Origin of the sequence: Williamsia muralis (genome assembly GCF_002735905.1) — a bacterium.
Classification (GTDB): Bacteria; Actinomycetota; Actinomycetes; order Mycobacteriales; family Mycobacteriaceae; genus Williamsia; species Williamsia muralis_A.
On the sequence record NZ_PEBD01000004.1, the window covers coordinates 31,620 to 45,715 of the forward strand.

At 62.7% G+C, this 14,096-nt stretch carries 18 protein-coding genes; 13 read left to right on the plus strand and 5 right to left on the minus strand.

The window, feature by feature from the left end; genetic code table 11:
• Positions 1-16: 16 nt before the first annotated feature.
• Both CSW57_RS00745 and CSW57_RS00750 read left to right on the plus strand, forming a co-directional pair.
• Entirely contained in the window at positions 17-1,501 is a 1,485-nt protein-coding gene (locus CSW57_RS00745; RefSeq protein ID WP_099381044.1) for an APC family permease, read from the plus strand.
• Complete coding sequence (locus CSW57_RS00750) at positions 1,498-2,877, plus strand: FAD-binding oxidoreductase (RefSeq protein WP_223248968.1); 1,380 nt, start codon at positions 1,498-1,500, stop codon at positions 2,875-2,877. The genes CSW57_RS00745 and CSW57_RS00750 overlap by 4 nt, the downstream gene beginning before the upstream one ends.
• A gap of 1 nt (position 2,878) precedes the next feature.
• Here CSW57_RS00750 and CSW57_RS00755 read toward each other — a convergent pair whose 3' ends face one another.
• Entirely contained in the window at positions 2,879-4,021 is a 1,143-nt protein-coding gene (locus tag CSW57_RS00755; RefSeq protein ID WP_099381942.1) for an acyl-CoA dehydrogenase family protein, read from the minus strand.
• Between the two features lie 227 nt (positions 4,022-4,248).
• Between CSW57_RS00755 and CSW57_RS00760 the strand changes: the two genes are divergently transcribed.
• Together CSW57_RS00760 and CSW57_RS00765 are read left to right on the plus strand one after the other, a co-directional pair.
• The gene (locus CSW57_RS00760; protein WP_099381045.1) at positions 4,249-4,791 is read left to right on the plus strand and encodes a hypothetical protein; all 543 of its coding nucleotides are present in this window, start codon (positions 4,249-4,251) and stop codon (positions 4,789-4,791) included.
• 129 nt (positions 4,792-4,920) lie between these two features.
• Positions 4,921-6,138 (plus strand): L,D-transpeptidase, encoded by a 1,218-nt coding sequence (locus tag CSW57_RS00765; RefSeq protein WP_189339144.1) that lies wholly within the window; start codon positions 4,921-4,923, stop codon positions 6,136-6,138.
• A gap of 99 nt (positions 6,139-6,237) precedes the next feature.
• On the opposite strand, the gene CSW57_RS00770 is transcribed toward CSW57_RS00765, so the two are convergent.
• Positions 6,238-6,672: a hypothetical protein gene (locus tag CSW57_RS00770; RefSeq protein ID WP_099381046.1), complete on the minus strand. Its 435-nt coding sequence runs from the start codon at positions 6,670-6,672 to the stop codon at positions 6,238-6,240.
• Positions 6,673-6,932: 260 nt separating this feature from the next.
• Between CSW57_RS00770 and CSW57_RS00775 the strand changes: the two genes are divergently transcribed.
• A complete protein-coding gene (locus tag CSW57_RS00775) occupies positions 6,933-7,292 on the plus strand; it encodes a hypothetical protein (RefSeq protein ID WP_143696439.1) in 360 nt (119 codons plus the stop codon).
• 19 nt (positions 7,293-7,311) lie between these two features.
• On the opposite strand, the gene CSW57_RS00780 is transcribed toward CSW57_RS00775, so the two are convergent.
• Together CSW57_RS00780 and CSW57_RS00785 are read right to left on the minus strand one after the other, a co-directional pair.
• Positions 7,312-7,785, minus strand: coding sequence for a hypothetical protein (locus CSW57_RS00780; RefSeq protein WP_099381048.1), 474 nt, complete (start codon positions 7,783-7,785; stop codon positions 7,312-7,314).
• Positions 7,782-8,390 (minus strand): RNA polymerase sigma factor, encoded by a 609-nt coding sequence (locus CSW57_RS00785; protein ID WP_099381944.1) that lies wholly within the window; start codon positions 8,388-8,390, stop codon positions 7,782-7,784. Before CSW57_RS00785 ends, CSW57_RS00780 begins: the two co-directional genes overlap by 4 nt.
• 683 nt (positions 8,391-9,073) lie before the next feature.
• Here CSW57_RS00785 and CSW57_RS00790 point away from each other — a divergent pair.
• The 8 genes from CSW57_RS00790 to CSW57_RS00825 all read left to right on the plus strand — a co-directional run bounded on the left by CSW57_RS00790 (position 9,074) and on the right by CSW57_RS00825 (position 12,690).
• The gene (locus CSW57_RS00790; protein WP_099381049.1) at positions 9,074-9,535 is read left to right on the plus strand and encodes an Asp23/Gls24 family envelope stress response protein; all 462 of its coding nucleotides are present in this window, start codon (positions 9,074-9,076) and stop codon (positions 9,533-9,535) included.
• 41 nt (positions 9,536-9,576) lie between these two features.
• Entirely contained in the window at positions 9,577-9,873 is a 297-nt protein-coding gene (locus CSW57_RS00795; protein WP_223248969.1) for a hypothetical protein, read from the plus strand.
• Positions 9,870-10,052, plus strand: coding sequence for a DUF2273 domain-containing protein (locus CSW57_RS00800; protein ID WP_099381051.1), 183 nt, complete (start codon positions 9,870-9,872; stop codon positions 10,050-10,052). Before CSW57_RS00795 ends, CSW57_RS00800 begins: the two co-directional genes overlap by 4 nt.
• Positions 10,045-10,500 carry an Asp23/Gls24 family envelope stress response protein gene (locus tag CSW57_RS00805; protein ID WP_223248970.1) on the plus strand — a complete coding sequence of 152 codons (456 nt, stop codon included), beginning with the start codon at positions 10,045-10,047 and terminating at the stop codon, positions 10,498-10,500. Before CSW57_RS00800 ends, CSW57_RS00805 begins: the two co-directional genes overlap by 8 nt.
• A gap of 146 nt (positions 10,501-10,646) precedes the next feature.
• The gene (locus CSW57_RS00810) at positions 10,647-11,111 is read left to right on the plus strand and encodes a DUF6286 domain-containing protein (protein ID WP_143696440.1); all 465 of its coding nucleotides are present in this window, start codon (positions 10,647-10,649) and stop codon (positions 11,109-11,111) included.
• The gene (locus tag CSW57_RS00815; RefSeq protein ID WP_099381053.1) at positions 11,108-11,722 is read left to right on the plus strand and encodes a hypothetical protein; all 615 of its coding nucleotides are present in this window, start codon (positions 11,108-11,110) and stop codon (positions 11,720-11,722) included. The genes CSW57_RS00810 and CSW57_RS00815 overlap by 4 nt, the downstream gene beginning before the upstream one ends.
• On the plus strand, positions 11,709-11,906 hold the full coding sequence (locus CSW57_RS00820) for a CsbD family protein (RefSeq protein WP_099381054.1): 198 nt from the start codon (positions 11,709-11,711) through the stop codon (positions 11,904-11,906). The genes CSW57_RS00815 and CSW57_RS00820 overlap by 14 nt, the downstream gene beginning before the upstream one ends.
• A 127-nt stretch (positions 11,907-12,033) precedes the next feature.
• Positions 12,034-12,690: a GAF and ANTAR domain-containing protein gene (locus CSW57_RS00825; protein ID WP_189339094.1), complete on the plus strand. Its 657-nt coding sequence runs from the start codon at positions 12,034-12,036 to the stop codon at positions 12,688-12,690.
• Positions 12,691-12,753: 63 nt separating this feature from the next.
• On the opposite strand, the gene CSW57_RS00830 is transcribed toward CSW57_RS00825, so the two are convergent.
• The gene (locus CSW57_RS00830) at positions 12,754-14,076 is read right to left on the minus strand and encodes a GAF domain-containing protein (protein WP_099381056.1); all 1,323 of its coding nucleotides are present in this window, start codon (positions 14,074-14,076) and stop codon (positions 12,754-12,756) included.
• Positions 14,077-14,096: the final 20 nt, after the last annotated feature.

Below are 14,096 nucleotides of genomic sequence, written 5' to 3' on the forward strand. Positions count from 1 at the left end.
GATCGAGGTGTTTCGCGTGCCCACGCCCCTGACAGACGCATCTTCGGCCGACAGTTCCTTACCCCCACAGGATTCGAGTCCCGAGTTGCAGCGGACTCTCGGCGGATTCCAGGTGTTCGCGATCTCCTTCGCGTTCATCTCGGTGGCGGTGGGAGTCTTCGCAACGTACGGAGACGTGCTGGTCACCGCTGGCCCGGTTGGTATCTGGCTGTGGCTGATCGCGGCAGTCGGCCAGACATTGGTTGCCCTCGTGGTCGCTCAATTCGCGGCCCGGATCGCGTTGAGCGGCTCGTCCTACCAGTGGGCGTCGAGGCTGGCGAACCCGAAGGTCGGTTGGCTGTTCGGCTGGTTGACCTTCTGGTACCTGGCCACGGCAGTCGTCGCAATGGACAGTGCGCTGGCCAGTCAGGCGTTCATGCCGCTGGTGGGGATGGATCCGAACGAGGACACCGCCCGCATCATCACGGTGATCATCATGGTCATTCAGGCTGTCTTGGTGATTGCCTCAACCCGGTTGCTGGGCTTGATCACCTCGGGTGCTGTCGGTGTCGAGCTCGCGATCGTCGCGATACTCGTTGTCGCGCTGGCAGCGGTGGTGGTGTTCACCGGTAGCGGTGAGGTCAGCAACCTGACGTCGCGGGGAATCACCGAAGGCGACAGCAACTACTTCGCCATCGGCGGCGGACTGATGGCCGGAATGCTGATGGGACTGACCACGCTGGTGGGATTCGATTCGGCGGCCAATCTCGCCGAGGAGGCCAAGGATCCGTTCCGGAGTGTGCCGCGCGCGATCGTTGCCTCCGTGCTCGCCGCCGGGGTGGCAGGGTTTTTGTTCTTGCTCGCGCTGACCGTAGCGATCGACGATGTGGACGCGATCAGTAAGAGTGGGTCGCCGGTCGCAGCGATCATCCGAGACCAACTCGGTCCGGTGATGGAACGGATCCTCCTCGCTGCCATCGTCTTTGCGATCTTCGGCGCCGGAATGGTGGTGATGGCGGCGTGCTCACGTCAGGTGTTCGCGATGGCCCGTGATGAACGGTTCCCGGCACATGGGCTGATGCGTAAGGTCAATCCCCGGACCCAGACCCCGGTACCGGCCACCCTCCTCATCCTGGTCGTCGGTGTCGTCTTGTTGGTCGTGCTGCCCGGAGATGCGCTGATCAAGTTGATCACCGCCTCGACACTTCTGCCTGCGCTCATCTACGGCGCCATCGTTGTGCTCTATCTGGTGGTGCGCAAGCGGTTGGAAACAAAAGAGGATGGGTTCAGCCTCGGCCGCTTCGAACTCCCCATTGCCGTGGCAGCCTTGATCTGGGTCGCCTTCGCGCTGTTCGTGTTGGTCACTCCAGGTGACTCCACCTCGTCGAACGTGATTGTCGCCGGCCTCATCCTGTTGGGTGGCGTGTACTTCGCCAAGATGATGATCTTCAACCGTGAGGTGCTCGAGACCGAGCCTGCCGGCGGCGACGCCGTCGACGCGGTTGTCGAGATGACCGAGTGAGCAAATCAGTGTCCGGGCCGGTAGAACTGACCGGCCGAATCGTGCGCCCCGGGGACCCGCAATATCACGAGGCGAGTTCCGGTTGGAACCTGCTGTTCACCCAGACGCCCCAGGTTGTGGTGTATCCGCAGGTCACCGAGGACATCGTCAATGCGCTCACGTGGGCACGGCAGAACGCGGTCTCGCTTCGGGTGCGTAGCGGGGGACATTGCCTCGAGGGGTGGTCGAGTGTCGACGACGGCATCGTGATCGATGTCAGTGAGATGAAATCGGTGTCGCTGGACGCGGACTCACAGACGGTGACGGTGGGCGCCGGACTCAACCAACTCGAAGCCGTGACTGCGTTGGGGCGCGCGGGCTTTGCGGCACCCACGGGAACCGAGGGCACGGTCGGACTGGTCGGCGCCACACTCGGAGGCGGTTTCGGTCTGTTGACCCGCTACCTCGGCATGGCATCGGACAACTTGTTGGCAGCCGAGATCGTCGTCGCTGACAATGACCAAGGTGGAGAGGTCATCACGGTCGACGAGACGAGCAACCCGGATCTGCTCTGGGCGCTACGTGGTGCGGGCAACGGCAACTTCGGGATCGTGACGTCGTTGACCTACCGCGTCCATCCGCTGGCGCAGACGATCTACGTCACCGCCACATGGTCTGGGCTCGACGATTTGCACGCTGTGTTCGATGCGTGGCAGCGCTCGGCCCCGACGACGGACAACCGGCTCACCAGCCAGATCGAGATCAGCCGCGACCAAGTCCAACTCCTGGGTGTTCTGGCAGCGGGGGCACCACATGAGGCGTTGGAATTGCTCGGTCCGATCCTGGCCGTCGGTGCACCCGAGGTGACCGCGTCGGACGCGAGCTGGGTGGACACTTACACGGCATTCCAGATTCCGACCGACGACGAGCCGGCCAACTGGAAGTTCCAGTCCCAGTTCATCTCAGAACCGTTCCCGCCCGAAGCGATCGACCTGATCTACCAGTACATCGCGACTGCTCCGACCGCAGAGTGCAACTACTTCACCAACGCCTTCGGAGGCGCCGCGACCCACACCGAGCCGTCGGGTGGGTCGGTATTCGCGCACCGCAACGCAATCTTCTATGCCGAGCCCGGTGCCGGATGGGGAACACGGGGAACAGGGGCCGCGTCGGCGGATCTCCTGACGACAGAGTGCTTGTCATGGGTGGACGACTTCACGAAAGCGCTGGCGCCCTACGTTTCCGGGGCGTACAGCAACGTCCCGAACGCCGACATGGACGACTGGCAAACCGCTTACTGGGGATTTGGCGTCGAACGATTGAAGGCGATCAAAGCGCAGTACGACCCGACCGGTGTGTTCAGCTTCGAACAAGGACTTTCACAACCCGAGAGCTGAATCATAGTGAGCGCGCGATGATTTCCTTCATGATCTCGTTGGTGCCGGCGTAGATCTTCTGAACCCGTCCGTCTGCCCACATGCGGCCGATGGGGTACTCGCTCATGTACCCGTATCCACCGAAGAGTTGCATGCAGTCGTCGAGCACTGTCATCGCGCGGTCCGAAGTCCACCACTTGGCCATCGCCACCGTGGGGATGTCGAGGTTGCCGGCGAGGTGTTTGCAGATGCAGTCGTCGATGAAGACGCGGGCAATCGTTGTCTCTGTCGCGGCTTCGGCGAGTTTGAACTTGGTGTTCTGGAACCCGAAAATAGGACGGCCGAACGCCGTCCGCTCTTTGGTGTAGGCCAGTGTCTGGGCGACGGCAGACTCCATCCCGGCGACCGACGCCACTGCGATGATCAACCGCTCCTGAGGTAGCTGCTGCATCAGTTGGACAAAGCCCAATCCTTCATCGGTCCCCAGGAGGTTCGCGGTCGGCACCCGGACGCTGTCGAAGAACAACTCCGACGTGTCCTGTCCGCGTTGCCCGATCTTGTCCAGAATCCGGCCGCGGCGGAAACCCTGCCGGTCACCCTCGACGAGAATCAGTGAGATGCCGTCTGCGCCTTTGCTGGTGTCGGTCTTGGCCACCACGATGATGAGGTCGGCCTGCGATCCGTTTGTGATGAACGTCTTGGACCCGTCGATCACGTAGTCGTCTGCGTCGCGGATCGCTTTGGTCGAGATGTTCTGCAGATCGGAGCCCGTGCCGGGTTCTGTCATCGCGATGGCGCCGACAACCTCGCCCGTTGCCATCTTCGGCAACCAACGCTGCTTCTGCTCCTCGGATCCATATTCGAGTAGGTAGTGGGCGACGATCCCGTTGTGCAGGCTCACACCCCACGACGAATCACCCGCTCGCGCTTGCTCTTCGATCAACACCGCTTCGTGAGCGAATGTGCCGCCGCCGCCGCCGTACTCCTCTGGAATCGACATGCACAGCAGCCCCAACTCGCCGGCCTGGTTCCACAGTTCGCGATCCACATGGTGTTGCGACGTGTACTTCTCGGTGTTCGGAATGACGTGCTTGTCGAGGAACGACTTGATCAGTCCACGTAGGGCATCGAGATCAGGAGTCACCCAAGGTGAGGTATTCGTCATGAGCACTTTCATCGGCGGTATGTTGTCATTCAACAGTGTAACAATGGTTGATGTAATCCTGACGCCGGTCGGTCCCGATCAGCGCTTCGAGAGGAGGCCAGGAGAAGGTTCGACGGTGTGCAGCAACCCGCGAAGGAACCGATTATCGGCGGGAACATCGGGGCCGCATCGGTGGTGCGGGAAGGCGTACTCGATTCGGCGTGCGCGCAGTGGGTACCCCTGGGCACATGTTGAAGAACACTGTGGTCGAGGGATTGGTCGCCGGCACCGTCGGAGGCGCCGTGATGACGTTCGGGGAAAAGCTCGAACAGAAACTGACCGGACGCCCGAGTTCGTACGTTCCGGCGCGGGTGCTCGAACGGTTGACCGGGATGGGCGAGAAGCCCGGTCAGCAACCGGTGTGGGCGAACTGGGCGATGCATTACGGCCAGGCCGCGGCGCTGGGCGTTCTCCGGTCGGTGATGTCGGAGGTCGGTCTGCGTGGCCCGGTGGCGTCGGCGAAGTTCACCGTCGTTCGCCTGACCAACGACCAGATCTTGGAGAACGCGACCGGTGTCGGCGCCCCTCCGGAGACATGGCCGCGGTCAGAGATCGCGATCGACGTCCTTCACAAAGCCGTGTACGCCTTCACCACGGGAGTCATCACAGACGCCCTCGCAGCTCGGCGTGGGCCAGGCCCCGGCCAGCAGCATGCGGCTGTGCTCCCCGGTCGCCACCCAGGTGTCGGCCCGATCTCGCGCGAGCGGGCCAAACGTCGTCTCCTCGGCTGATCGTCGGACTCTCGGGCCCGATCGGACGGATGACGGTCTTCTTAAAGAATCCGTAAACTGTCAGCTGTCTGTAGTAGTCGTCGTGGAGGAGTGTGTCGAGTGGTCGAAAGCCATCGGGATCAAGGTGGTCTGATCAGTCGGCGCGGGCTGCTCATCGCCGGGGGAGGTGCGCTGGCGGCTGTGGTGGCCGCGTGCTCGACGGACGGCGGATCTTCCCCACAGAAAAAGTCCGCATCGGCGCCTCCTCCAGAGGCCGTGGTGACCTTCGAACCGGCCGCGGGTGCGGCGAACTTCGATCCGCTGGGTCCGGTGTTGGTCTCGGTGACCCAAGGAACTCTGGTCGATGTGGTGATGACGAACAACGAGGGCCGCGTCGTCCCGGGAGTGATGACACCCGATCGGACCGCCTGGAAACCCGAGACGCCGCTCGGGTACACCAAAACGTATGCACTGCAGGTGACTACGCGTGACGACGCGGGCCGCACCCGTACTCATTCGAGCTCGTTCAGCACCCTTGCGCCGAACAATCTGACCATGCCGTCCTTTGTCACCACCGGTGGTAATGCGCTGGTCGACGGGGCCACGTTCGGAATCGGGATCGTGACGGTGGTGCACTTCGACGAACCTGTGCCCGACCGGGCTGCCGCTCAACGGTGCCTGTCGATCCAGACCGAGCCCGCCGTGGAAGGCCAGTGGAGCTGGCTCGACGATCAGAACGTGCATTGGCGCCCTCGTGAGTATTTCGCGCCGGGTACGCGGGTCACGGCCCGCGCTGACGTGTACGGCATCGACCTCGGAAACGGGCTCTACGGCCAGGACAACGCCGCCTGCTCATTCACGATCGGCGACTCCCACGTGTCCATCGCCGACGACACCACCAAGCAAGTCAGCGTGTACGTCAACGGGCAACTCGCACGCACGATGCCCACCTCGATGGGCCGCGGCGGCACCGAAACCGTCAACGGCAAAACCATTCATTTCTGGACCCAGTCAGGCGTCTATACCGTTCTCAGCAAGGCCAACCCGGTGGTCATGGACTCCTCGACCTACGGCCTTCCGGTCAACTCCCGGCTCGGCTACCGCGAGACCATCTACTACGCCACCCGCATCAGCAACGACGGGATCTACCTGCACCAGCTCGAGGACACAATCGCCCAACAGGGCAACACGAACATGTCGTCGGGCTGTCTGAACCTGAACCCGGACAACGCCAGGTGGTTCTACGACCTGTCGGTGACGGGAGATGTTGTCGAGGTGCGCAACACCGGCGGGCCGCCGTTGGAACAGTGGCAGAACGGTGACTGGAGCATTCCCTGGGAGCAGTGGGTGGCCGGCAGCGCGTTGTAGTTCTCATCAGGCCACGACTGCAACTGCTGTTCCTGGCAACTTGCCTGCGCGGCAACGCCTTTCTTGTGCAAAACGGACGAGGAGCAGGAAGGGTGATCGTCAGCCCGAATGTGATTGCGCGGGTCTGTTACCCAAGGTTTCGATGACGTCGGCCACGGTCGCAACAGCGGCGTCGGACAGTCCGACCAGGCCGATCAAGATCTCACGGACTGCGGCGTCGGCGGTAGGAGTCAGGGCCTCCTGAACAATTCGCTCTCCGGCTACACCAGAGATTCGGCGTGAGCCCGGGGCCTCGAGGAAGTAGCGAATATCGACGTCCAGTCCGCCGGCGATTGCCTCGACGTCGGAAAAGGTGGGGTCGAGACCGTTTTGAAGTTGCTGCACACGCAACTTGGACAGTGCGAAGCCTCTCGCGTTCGCTCGTGCGGCCAATTCGGTACCCGTCATCGGTTCACCGTCCTGCCCGGGTATCGAATCGAGCAGAGTGCGAAGCCTTTTGGGAAACGGGCTGGGTTCGTCGGGATTCCTCCGCATCGAGCACCTTTCTTCTGGGGCTTCGAAAGTTAGTCGGTTCACGCAGGGGTAAGCGCACGGCGAATTATCAGTGATCTGCGTCACATGGATACGCGCCGCCTACGCCCAGAATCCGTCTTGATCCTGCACGGCGGATTGCGTATGTTACATTTTCGCCGCTGCGCCTGAGGCGTATCGAGGGGATGGCCGGCACGGTGGCCGGTGAGCATCAGCAAACGTGACGACTTCGCCGTGATGATCCGTGGCCATAGGAGGCAATGATGAATGCGCTTGTCGTTTCCGATACGCGTTCGGTCTATACAACGCTGGGCTCGCTGCGGTCAGAGGGTGATGTCGGACGGCTGCTCGGCGGCCCCGTCCGGGCTTTTGGACTGGAGTTGTTGGACAATCACCTGGATATGTGGGTTCCGATCGAACCTGATGTCTATCAACGAAATCCGGCGTTCAACGCGATCGCCTCGGTGATGCTCGTGCGTTGCCACGGGGCCCACGTACCCATCTTTGGTGCAGTCGCCGTCACGGCCCGTACATCCTCTGGTGCGCTGGCGCCTCTCACGCAAACCCACCACCAGTGCCTGGCTCAGTCGATCAACGAGGTGGTCGTCGCCGTCGAGGGCTGAACGGTGCCGCGGCCACTGCTCAGCTGAGCCATTCGCGTGAGTACACGTCTTGCCAGCGCACGTGGATTGCGCGGCAAGCCTGTGCAGTGACCTTGGCACCCAAGGTGCGCACGAGCACGTCCTCGACTGCATCGCGAACGTGATCTGACATGACGGGCAGATCATCTCGATACCGCGCGATCAATCCGATTCGGACAGCATGTATCTGGTCACCGGCACCGTCGAGTGAAGCGAACACCACCAGGCGACCGAGTCCGGTTCTGATCTGCGTCGCCAGTAATTGTTTGACAACGCGGTCGCTGATCCAGACCCCGGGCATATCCGTTGCCAGTGCACGAGCGGGTCGACGAACCCGATTGAGACTGGACGAGATTCGGGCCACGAGACGCGACACATCGCTGTCGGTGTCATCGAGACGGTGGCTGGCCTCGACCAACCACGCATCGGTCGGATCGAGATCGTCGTCATGGTCGTCGTAGACGTCATCACTCATGAAGACGCTCCATTGGAGTCCGGCTCCGACGTGTGCTCGGTGCTGCCGGGGCGCCAGGGCGCCAGGCGTGTGGCCAGATACCGCCGGCTGCGTTGAAGGTGGCCGCGCGCGGAGCCTGTGCTGATCTGGAGAACGCGGGCGATCTCTGCCAACGACAGTCCCTCGACCTCACGTAACCACCATGTGGATCGTGACGTCGGCGGAAGAGCGTCCAGTTCGGTGCGCAGCGCCTCGAGCAGAGAGGTGCCCATGGCGACTTCAGCGGGCAGTGGCTCTGGTGATTCGAGATCGACGAATCGTGCTTCGTCGGTCGGGACATCACGCTTCTTCCGCAGTGAGTCGGCCAGACGACGATAGGCGATGGTGAACATCCAGGTTCGGAACGAGCTGCGAAAGTCAAAGTCGGGAAGCCCTTTCCAGACACTGAGCAGGGTTTCCTGCGCGAGGTCTTCAGCGCTGACGGGATCGGCCATCCGCTGCAGATATCGCAGCAATATGGGAGACACCCTTGCGATGAGAACACCGAACGCCTCCTGGTCCCCTACCGCTGCTGCTCCGGCGAGTTCGTCATCGGATAGCTCGGTCAGCGATAGCCGACCACCCATCCGATGCGTGTCTGCCGACCGATCATCGGGCGACTCGTCGGCCGGACCCGCGTCAGGCTTCTCGTGGTCGCGTTCGGTCATGCGCGCGCCTTTTTACACGCTGCACGAATACTTCCGTTGTCAGGACGGTTCACCAAGGTTACCCAATGACGTCGTAGTTCCTTGTCCACATGGCGAGGGAGGTGCTTGGCTGGCCGTCGGGCAATCTGGCCGGGCGGCCCGAGTCGAATGTCCCTGATGAACCGTTGACATGAACGTCAGCTACTCCTTTGCCCCCGGCCGCGCTTCGGTGAAGCGGGCCGACACCCGAGGGCAGCGTTGATCGGTGTCGAACCGACTGAGTTCTCGGCCGGTCATCGAACGCTGCCTACTATTGACTCACCCCGATCGACCGGCCGATGCAACTCCACCGCTGACCAACGATCGACAGGTCAGTCCATCCGGTGGCAGTCCACCCGAGGCAGTCTTTTCGCGAATGATCCCCAATCCCAGCGCGAAGCATAGCAATGCTCAATTGCTTGTCGAGATGGCCGTCCGTGCGGCGAGGTGGACGTGGTCCTGTGACGTAGATCGCTTGACGTCGTGCGTGCCGTTTCACTTTGCCCGCGGGACTAACTCGGTGAAGGGCCAACGTCCAGCGAGTTCCGGGGACGAGCCGAAGAAATGGGCACAAGGAGTTGCTGATGTCTGACACGACGACCACACCTGCACACGACACAAGCGCACAGGGCGCAGCCAGTGGTGGCAAGAGTGTGGTTCCCACGAGTGGTGATCGAGGCCGCACGGCAATCTCCCAAACCGTGGTCGCGAAGATCGCAGGAATCGCTGCCCGCGAGATCAGTGGGGTCAGCGACCTGGGCGGAAGTGCGGAGCGAGTGGTCGGACGCGTCCGTGACGTCTTGCCGGGCACCTCGACGGCGTCGACCCAGGGGATCGAGGTCGAGGTCGGTGAGCGGCAAGCAGCCGTCGACGTGGGCATCGTGGCCGACTACGGAGTGGCAATTCACCAGCTGGCTGCCGCAATCCGTCGCAATGTGGTCAATGCGATCGAGCAGATGACAGGACTCGAAGTGACGGAGGTCAACGTCACCGTTCACGACATCGCAGTGGACGACGACGCCTCTGACAACCCACGAGTGCAGTGATGCAGAGCAGCCAGAGGTCCTCCGCGTCAGGGAGATTGGGTGTGGAGGCCCGGCAGGTCGCCGATGCGGTGTGTGAGATCGACGGCGTCGCCGGCCTCTATGGCGGCGTGTTCGGCGAGATCGCAACCTACCTGCCGGGAACTCGAATCAACGGAGTAGCCCTGTCCGACGCGCGCGGTGAGGTGCACATCGTCGCCACGGCAGGTTCGGACTTGCTGGCCGTCGGCGCCCGTGCGCGCGACATCGCCGAATCGATCACCGGCAAACCGGTTTTGGTCACGATCGACGACATCACCACCAGAGATGGCACTGTTGCCCACCGAAACGAGCTCACATGAGCACCAACGCCGGCATCGGTTTGCTGGCCGGACTGCTGCTGGCGATCGCGGCGGTCACCGGTGGATTCGGCGGCTTCGTGATCGGTGTACTCCTGGGTGGAATCGGACTTGCTCTCGGACTGCAACGAGACGGGGTCATCGACCTGAGTGCGCTCGTGCGGAGACGCGATCGTGACTGATTCAGCCGACGCGACCGCTCGCGCGGACCGTGGCACCCTCGTCATCGCCGACCGGGTGGCCGCGAAAATTGCTACACGCGCGGCACTCTCGGTTGATGCTGTGGTGCGACACCACAGCGGACTGGGTGCAGTCGTCGGTGCGACCTACCCGCAGGTGCGAGTTGACATGGCGCCGAGCGCCGGTCCGCAGTTGATGGTGATTGTGGCTCTGCGCTGGCCGAGCGCAGTCGCCGAAGTCTGCAGGCAGGTCCGTCGGCAGGTGGCGCACGACATGAACCGCCTGACGGGCCTGGCTCCGTCGCGAGTCGATGTGTCTGTGGCGCAGATGATATCGAGTTCGGACCGCCATGGCGGACACGGCATTGCAGGTCGGTCGCATGCCAGGCTGGTGGAGCTACCCACCGCTGAAGGAGAACGCGAGTACAGGGGAGTGGGTGAGCAGGCTTGAGTGCGCGACATCGTTCCGCAACAGCTGATGCACCTGACCGTGTAGATGTTGCGCCAGAACAATTCACGAGCCCTCGCCCGGCAAGAGTGCCGCCACCGAGTGGAGCGCCCGCGGCGGCCAGGACGGGGGCAGTTTTCGGAGTGATCATGCTCGCTGTCGCCGCGATCGCCACACACGATCTACTGATCGAGATCGGATGGGTCAGGGGACAACAGTGGAGTCACTCCGCCGCACGATGGGTGGCGGAAAGCTCGTGGCAACAATGGATGTGGCCGGCTTCGGCCGCCGCCGTAGCCGTCGGGTTGGGCTGCTTGTGGCAGTCGCTTCGCCCTCGCCGGCGACAGTACGTTCAGCTCGCCGGGCATGAAGCGCTGTGGACCCGGCGAAGCGACATCGCGAGGCGATGCACCAGCGCGGTGACCGCACTCCCTGGCGTCGTACACGCCGAAACCGTCGTCGGTCGGCGCCGGGTGAAGGTCACGGTCGACGCCTCCGGCGTTCACGACACCGTACGCACCGCAGTTGACGAGGTGTTGTCCGCAATCGACTTACCTTTGCGCGCCAACATCAAAACCTCGGTTCCCCGTGTGGCAGAGGGTGGTCGGCGATGAACCACGGACCGGCGGCGGGGCACCGTTTCACGGTTGGGCTGATCGGCGCACTGTTGGTGGCAGCGGGTGTTGCGGCAATCGGGTGGAGACTCGGGGTCGACTCGATTCGCCAACTGGTGAACAGGATCGACTTCGATGCGCCGCAACGGGCAGCAGACGGTCGTTGGTGGCCCGCAGTGCTGGCCGCTGTCGCAATCATCGCGCTTTTCTGGGGAACGTCACTGGTCTTGACCGCACTCAGAACCGGGAAGATCGACGACATACAGCTGACGGGAAGCGATTCCGGCGGGTCTTTGACAATTCCACCGAAGCTGTTGGCTTCGTCGGTGGCAGACGACCTGCGCGGGCACCGCATGTTCGACCGAGTGAAAGCGGTTGCCACCGACGATCGTGGACGCAAGCTGGTACGGATCACCGTAACCGCGCAGCCACATCACACCTACGACGAAATCTCTGCGGTGGTGGAGGACAGCGTTGAGCTGATCCGGACCGCGGTTGATGGCGCAGACCTGCGTGTTCAGGCACTGCTGCACATGGAGAACAACGCTGACAACCGCCGACCTGGCGACCGGCGTTTCTATGAAGAAGGAGAAACCAGTGGGAATCGATGACAAGTTGTCCAACAAGACCGAAGACTTCGGTGGCAAAGCGAAAGAGGTCACCGGTGACCTGACCGGCAACGATGAACTCAAGGGCGAGGGCAAGGCCGACCAGTTGTCGGCAGCAGTCAAAGACGGTGTCGAAGACACCGAGGACGCCGCCACCAACATCAAGAACAAGCTGACCGGCGGCTAGCGCTGATCGACCGGCCGCGTCCGAGATGCAGCGTTTGAGAGTGGACGCCGAACGCAACCAGCACAATTCGATGTTTTACAAAGAACTGGCCGAGTGCGCCCTTCGATTGCATGGGCCCTGGACTGGCGTGACGCCCGATGACGTACTTCGAGAGGTGCGTAGAGCAGCTGTCGGACTACTGCCGGCGGTTGACTACGCGAGTGTGACCTTGGTCAGTAGGCAAGTGCGCGGTCGCACGAACCAGATCGGTCTGTCCTTCGTCGACGAGGATGTCTCCACGCGCATCGATGCGTTGCACCACGAACACGGAACCGGTCCTTGCTTTGACGCAGTGTGGCAACCCGGGCCGCTGACGGTCAACGCTGTGACCACCGAGACCCGATGGCCTGCTCTGATGGCTGCGGTGCTTGAGCAGACCGAGATCAGATCATTGATGTCGATTCAGCTCAGGGCTGCAGACCAAACTCTCGGGGCGCTCAACTTGTTCGCCGTCGAGCCTTCGGCATTCACTCGTGAGATCAGAGAAGATGCGGTCATCCTGGCGACCCACGCCGCAATCGCCTTGTCGGCGGCAGACCGACTCGAGCACATCAACAGAGCCTTGGAGTCACGAGATCTCATCGGACAAGCCAAAGGGATGCTCATGGAAAGGTTTGCGATCGACGCTGCCCAGGCCTTCGGCATCCTGCGGGAACTATCGCAGGACACCAACGTCCCTGTGGTCGACATCTGTGGCCGGCTCGTCAACGCAGACCATCCGAGCACACAACACAACGACGTCTGAGTCTCACCACTCAACGGTAGGTCCTGCTGGTGTGGCAAAGCAGCCGGTGATGCACTTCAGTGCTCACGGTCGGGTATTGGCCGACTCTCGGCGCCGTGCCCGAGCGATCGCAGGCGCGGCGGAGTATGGCAAGAGATTCTCGCGGTCGGCGGGAAGCAGAAGTTCGACGCCGGCTCTTTCGTCGAAGCGGTAAGGCTGTGCCAGCACGATTCCCGCGAAATGCTTTCTGAGGCGCGACATCTCGGCCCGGGCGGTGATGGCGCGTCCTCCGGTCCCGAACAGATCGACAGCCAACTGGGCCGCGCTGCGGCCCTCTCGATGCATGGCAAGCAGGTAGAGGATCTCGGTGTGGCGAGGTGTGGGCTCGTGTGTCCATTCGCCGAGTTCGCTGCGTATGTGGACTCGAGGGTGTTGGGACTGACGCAGATTGATGCTGATGGTCGTGACCATACCGGTTCCGGAGGCGGGTTCACCGAGTCTTGATACGCACGGACGGACAAGCCAGCCGCCGGGTAGAGGCTCGAAGTCACACACCCCGAGTTCGGGCAACCAGCACCGGCCGATGGCGAGATCGTCCGGCAACAGGACGCGGTCTCGCAACGCAACCGACTCGACCGCCGCAACCCACCCGTCGGAGTCCACGGCGAGCGCAGGGGACTGGAACCGGGCGAGCATCGGCGCGGCGATCGACCGCAACCGGTCCAGGTGCTGCCGATGAGCTTCACGCAATCGTGACTCGGCCAGTCGAGCGACGGTATCGACCAATGCCAAAGTGGTCGGGTGGACGGTTCTGGCCGGGCCGCTGACGTCCACCGCGCCGACGACATGGCCCGTCCTGGGGTCCTTGATGGGAGCTCCGGCGCATGTCCACGGATGGTGGCTGCGGACATAGTGCTCCGCCGAGAAGATCTGTACCGCCCGACGCGAGACCAGCGCGGTTCCGATGGCGTTGGTCCCCACAGAATCTTCTGCCCAGCTCGCTCCTTCGGAGAAGCCAAGTGCGTTGGCTCTGTCAAGTACCGACGCAGAGCCGCTGCGCCACAACACCCGTCCATGGTGGTCAGCGACCACGAGGATGTTCTCTCCGTCCCGCACAACTGATTCCAACCCGTGCGCGAGGTCGCCAAGGATCTCGGACAACCCTGATTCGCGTCGCCTGAACTCCAATTCCGCAATGTCCATGTGATCAACGTCCGGACGGGGTTGTTCAGGGTCGATTCCGAGGCCGCGCAGACGGCGCCACGAAGCGCCGACCACTTCGCGCGGACGTGCGGGAGATTTTCCTCCGCCCATGGTTGCGTCATACACAGCAGACAGAATCTGCGCGTAGCGGAGGGGATCCTCACCCGCAGACAAGGCCGGTTCAGGGCCTGGCGACCGAGTCATCGCTGTTGTGCTCCATCACC

Bases quoted from the DNA above. Each gene is read 5' to 3' on its own strand.
- CSW57_RS00780 (WP_099381048.1), bottom strand. From the start codon at position 7,785: ATGAGTGATGACGTCTACGACGACCATGACGACGATCTCGATCCGACC.
- CSW57_RS00760 (WP_099381045.1), top strand. From the start codon at position 4,249: ATGTTGAAGAACACTGTGGTCGAGGGATTGGTCGCCGGCACCGTCGGA.
- CSW57_RS00800 (WP_099381051.1), top strand. From the start codon at position 9,870: ATGAGCACCAACGCCGGCATCGGTTTGCTGGCCGGACTGCTGCTGGCG.
- CSW57_RS00815 (WP_099381053.1), top strand. From the start codon at position 11,108: ATGAACCACGGACCGGCGGCGGGGCACCGTTTCACGGTTGGGCTGATC.
- CSW57_RS00755 (WP_099381942.1), bottom strand. From the start codon at position 4,021: ATGACGAATACCTCACCTTGGGTGACTCCTGATCTCGATGCCCTACGT.
- CSW57_RS00775 (WP_143696439.1), top strand. From the start codon at position 6,933: ATGAATGCGCTTGTCGTTTCCGATACGCGTTCGGTCTATACAACGCTG.
- CSW57_RS00770 (WP_099381046.1), bottom strand. From the start codon at position 6,672: ATGCGGAGGAATCCCGACGAACCCAGCCCGTTTCCCAAAAGGCTTCGC.
- CSW57_RS00785 (WP_099381944.1), bottom strand. From the start codon at position 8,390: ATGGGTGGTCGGCTATCGCTGACCGAGCTATCCGATGACGAACTCGCC.
- CSW57_RS00810 (WP_143696440.1), top strand. From the start codon at position 10,647: ATGCTCGCTGTCGCCGCGATCGCCACACACGATCTACTGATCGAGATC.
- CSW57_RS00790 (WP_099381049.1), top strand. From the start codon at position 9,074: ATGTCTGACACGACGACCACACCTGCACACGACACAAGCGCACAGGGC.
- CSW57_RS00830 (WP_099381056.1), bottom strand. From the start codon at position 14,076: ATGACTCGGTCGCCAGGCCCTGAACCGGCCTTGTCTGCGGGTGAGGAT.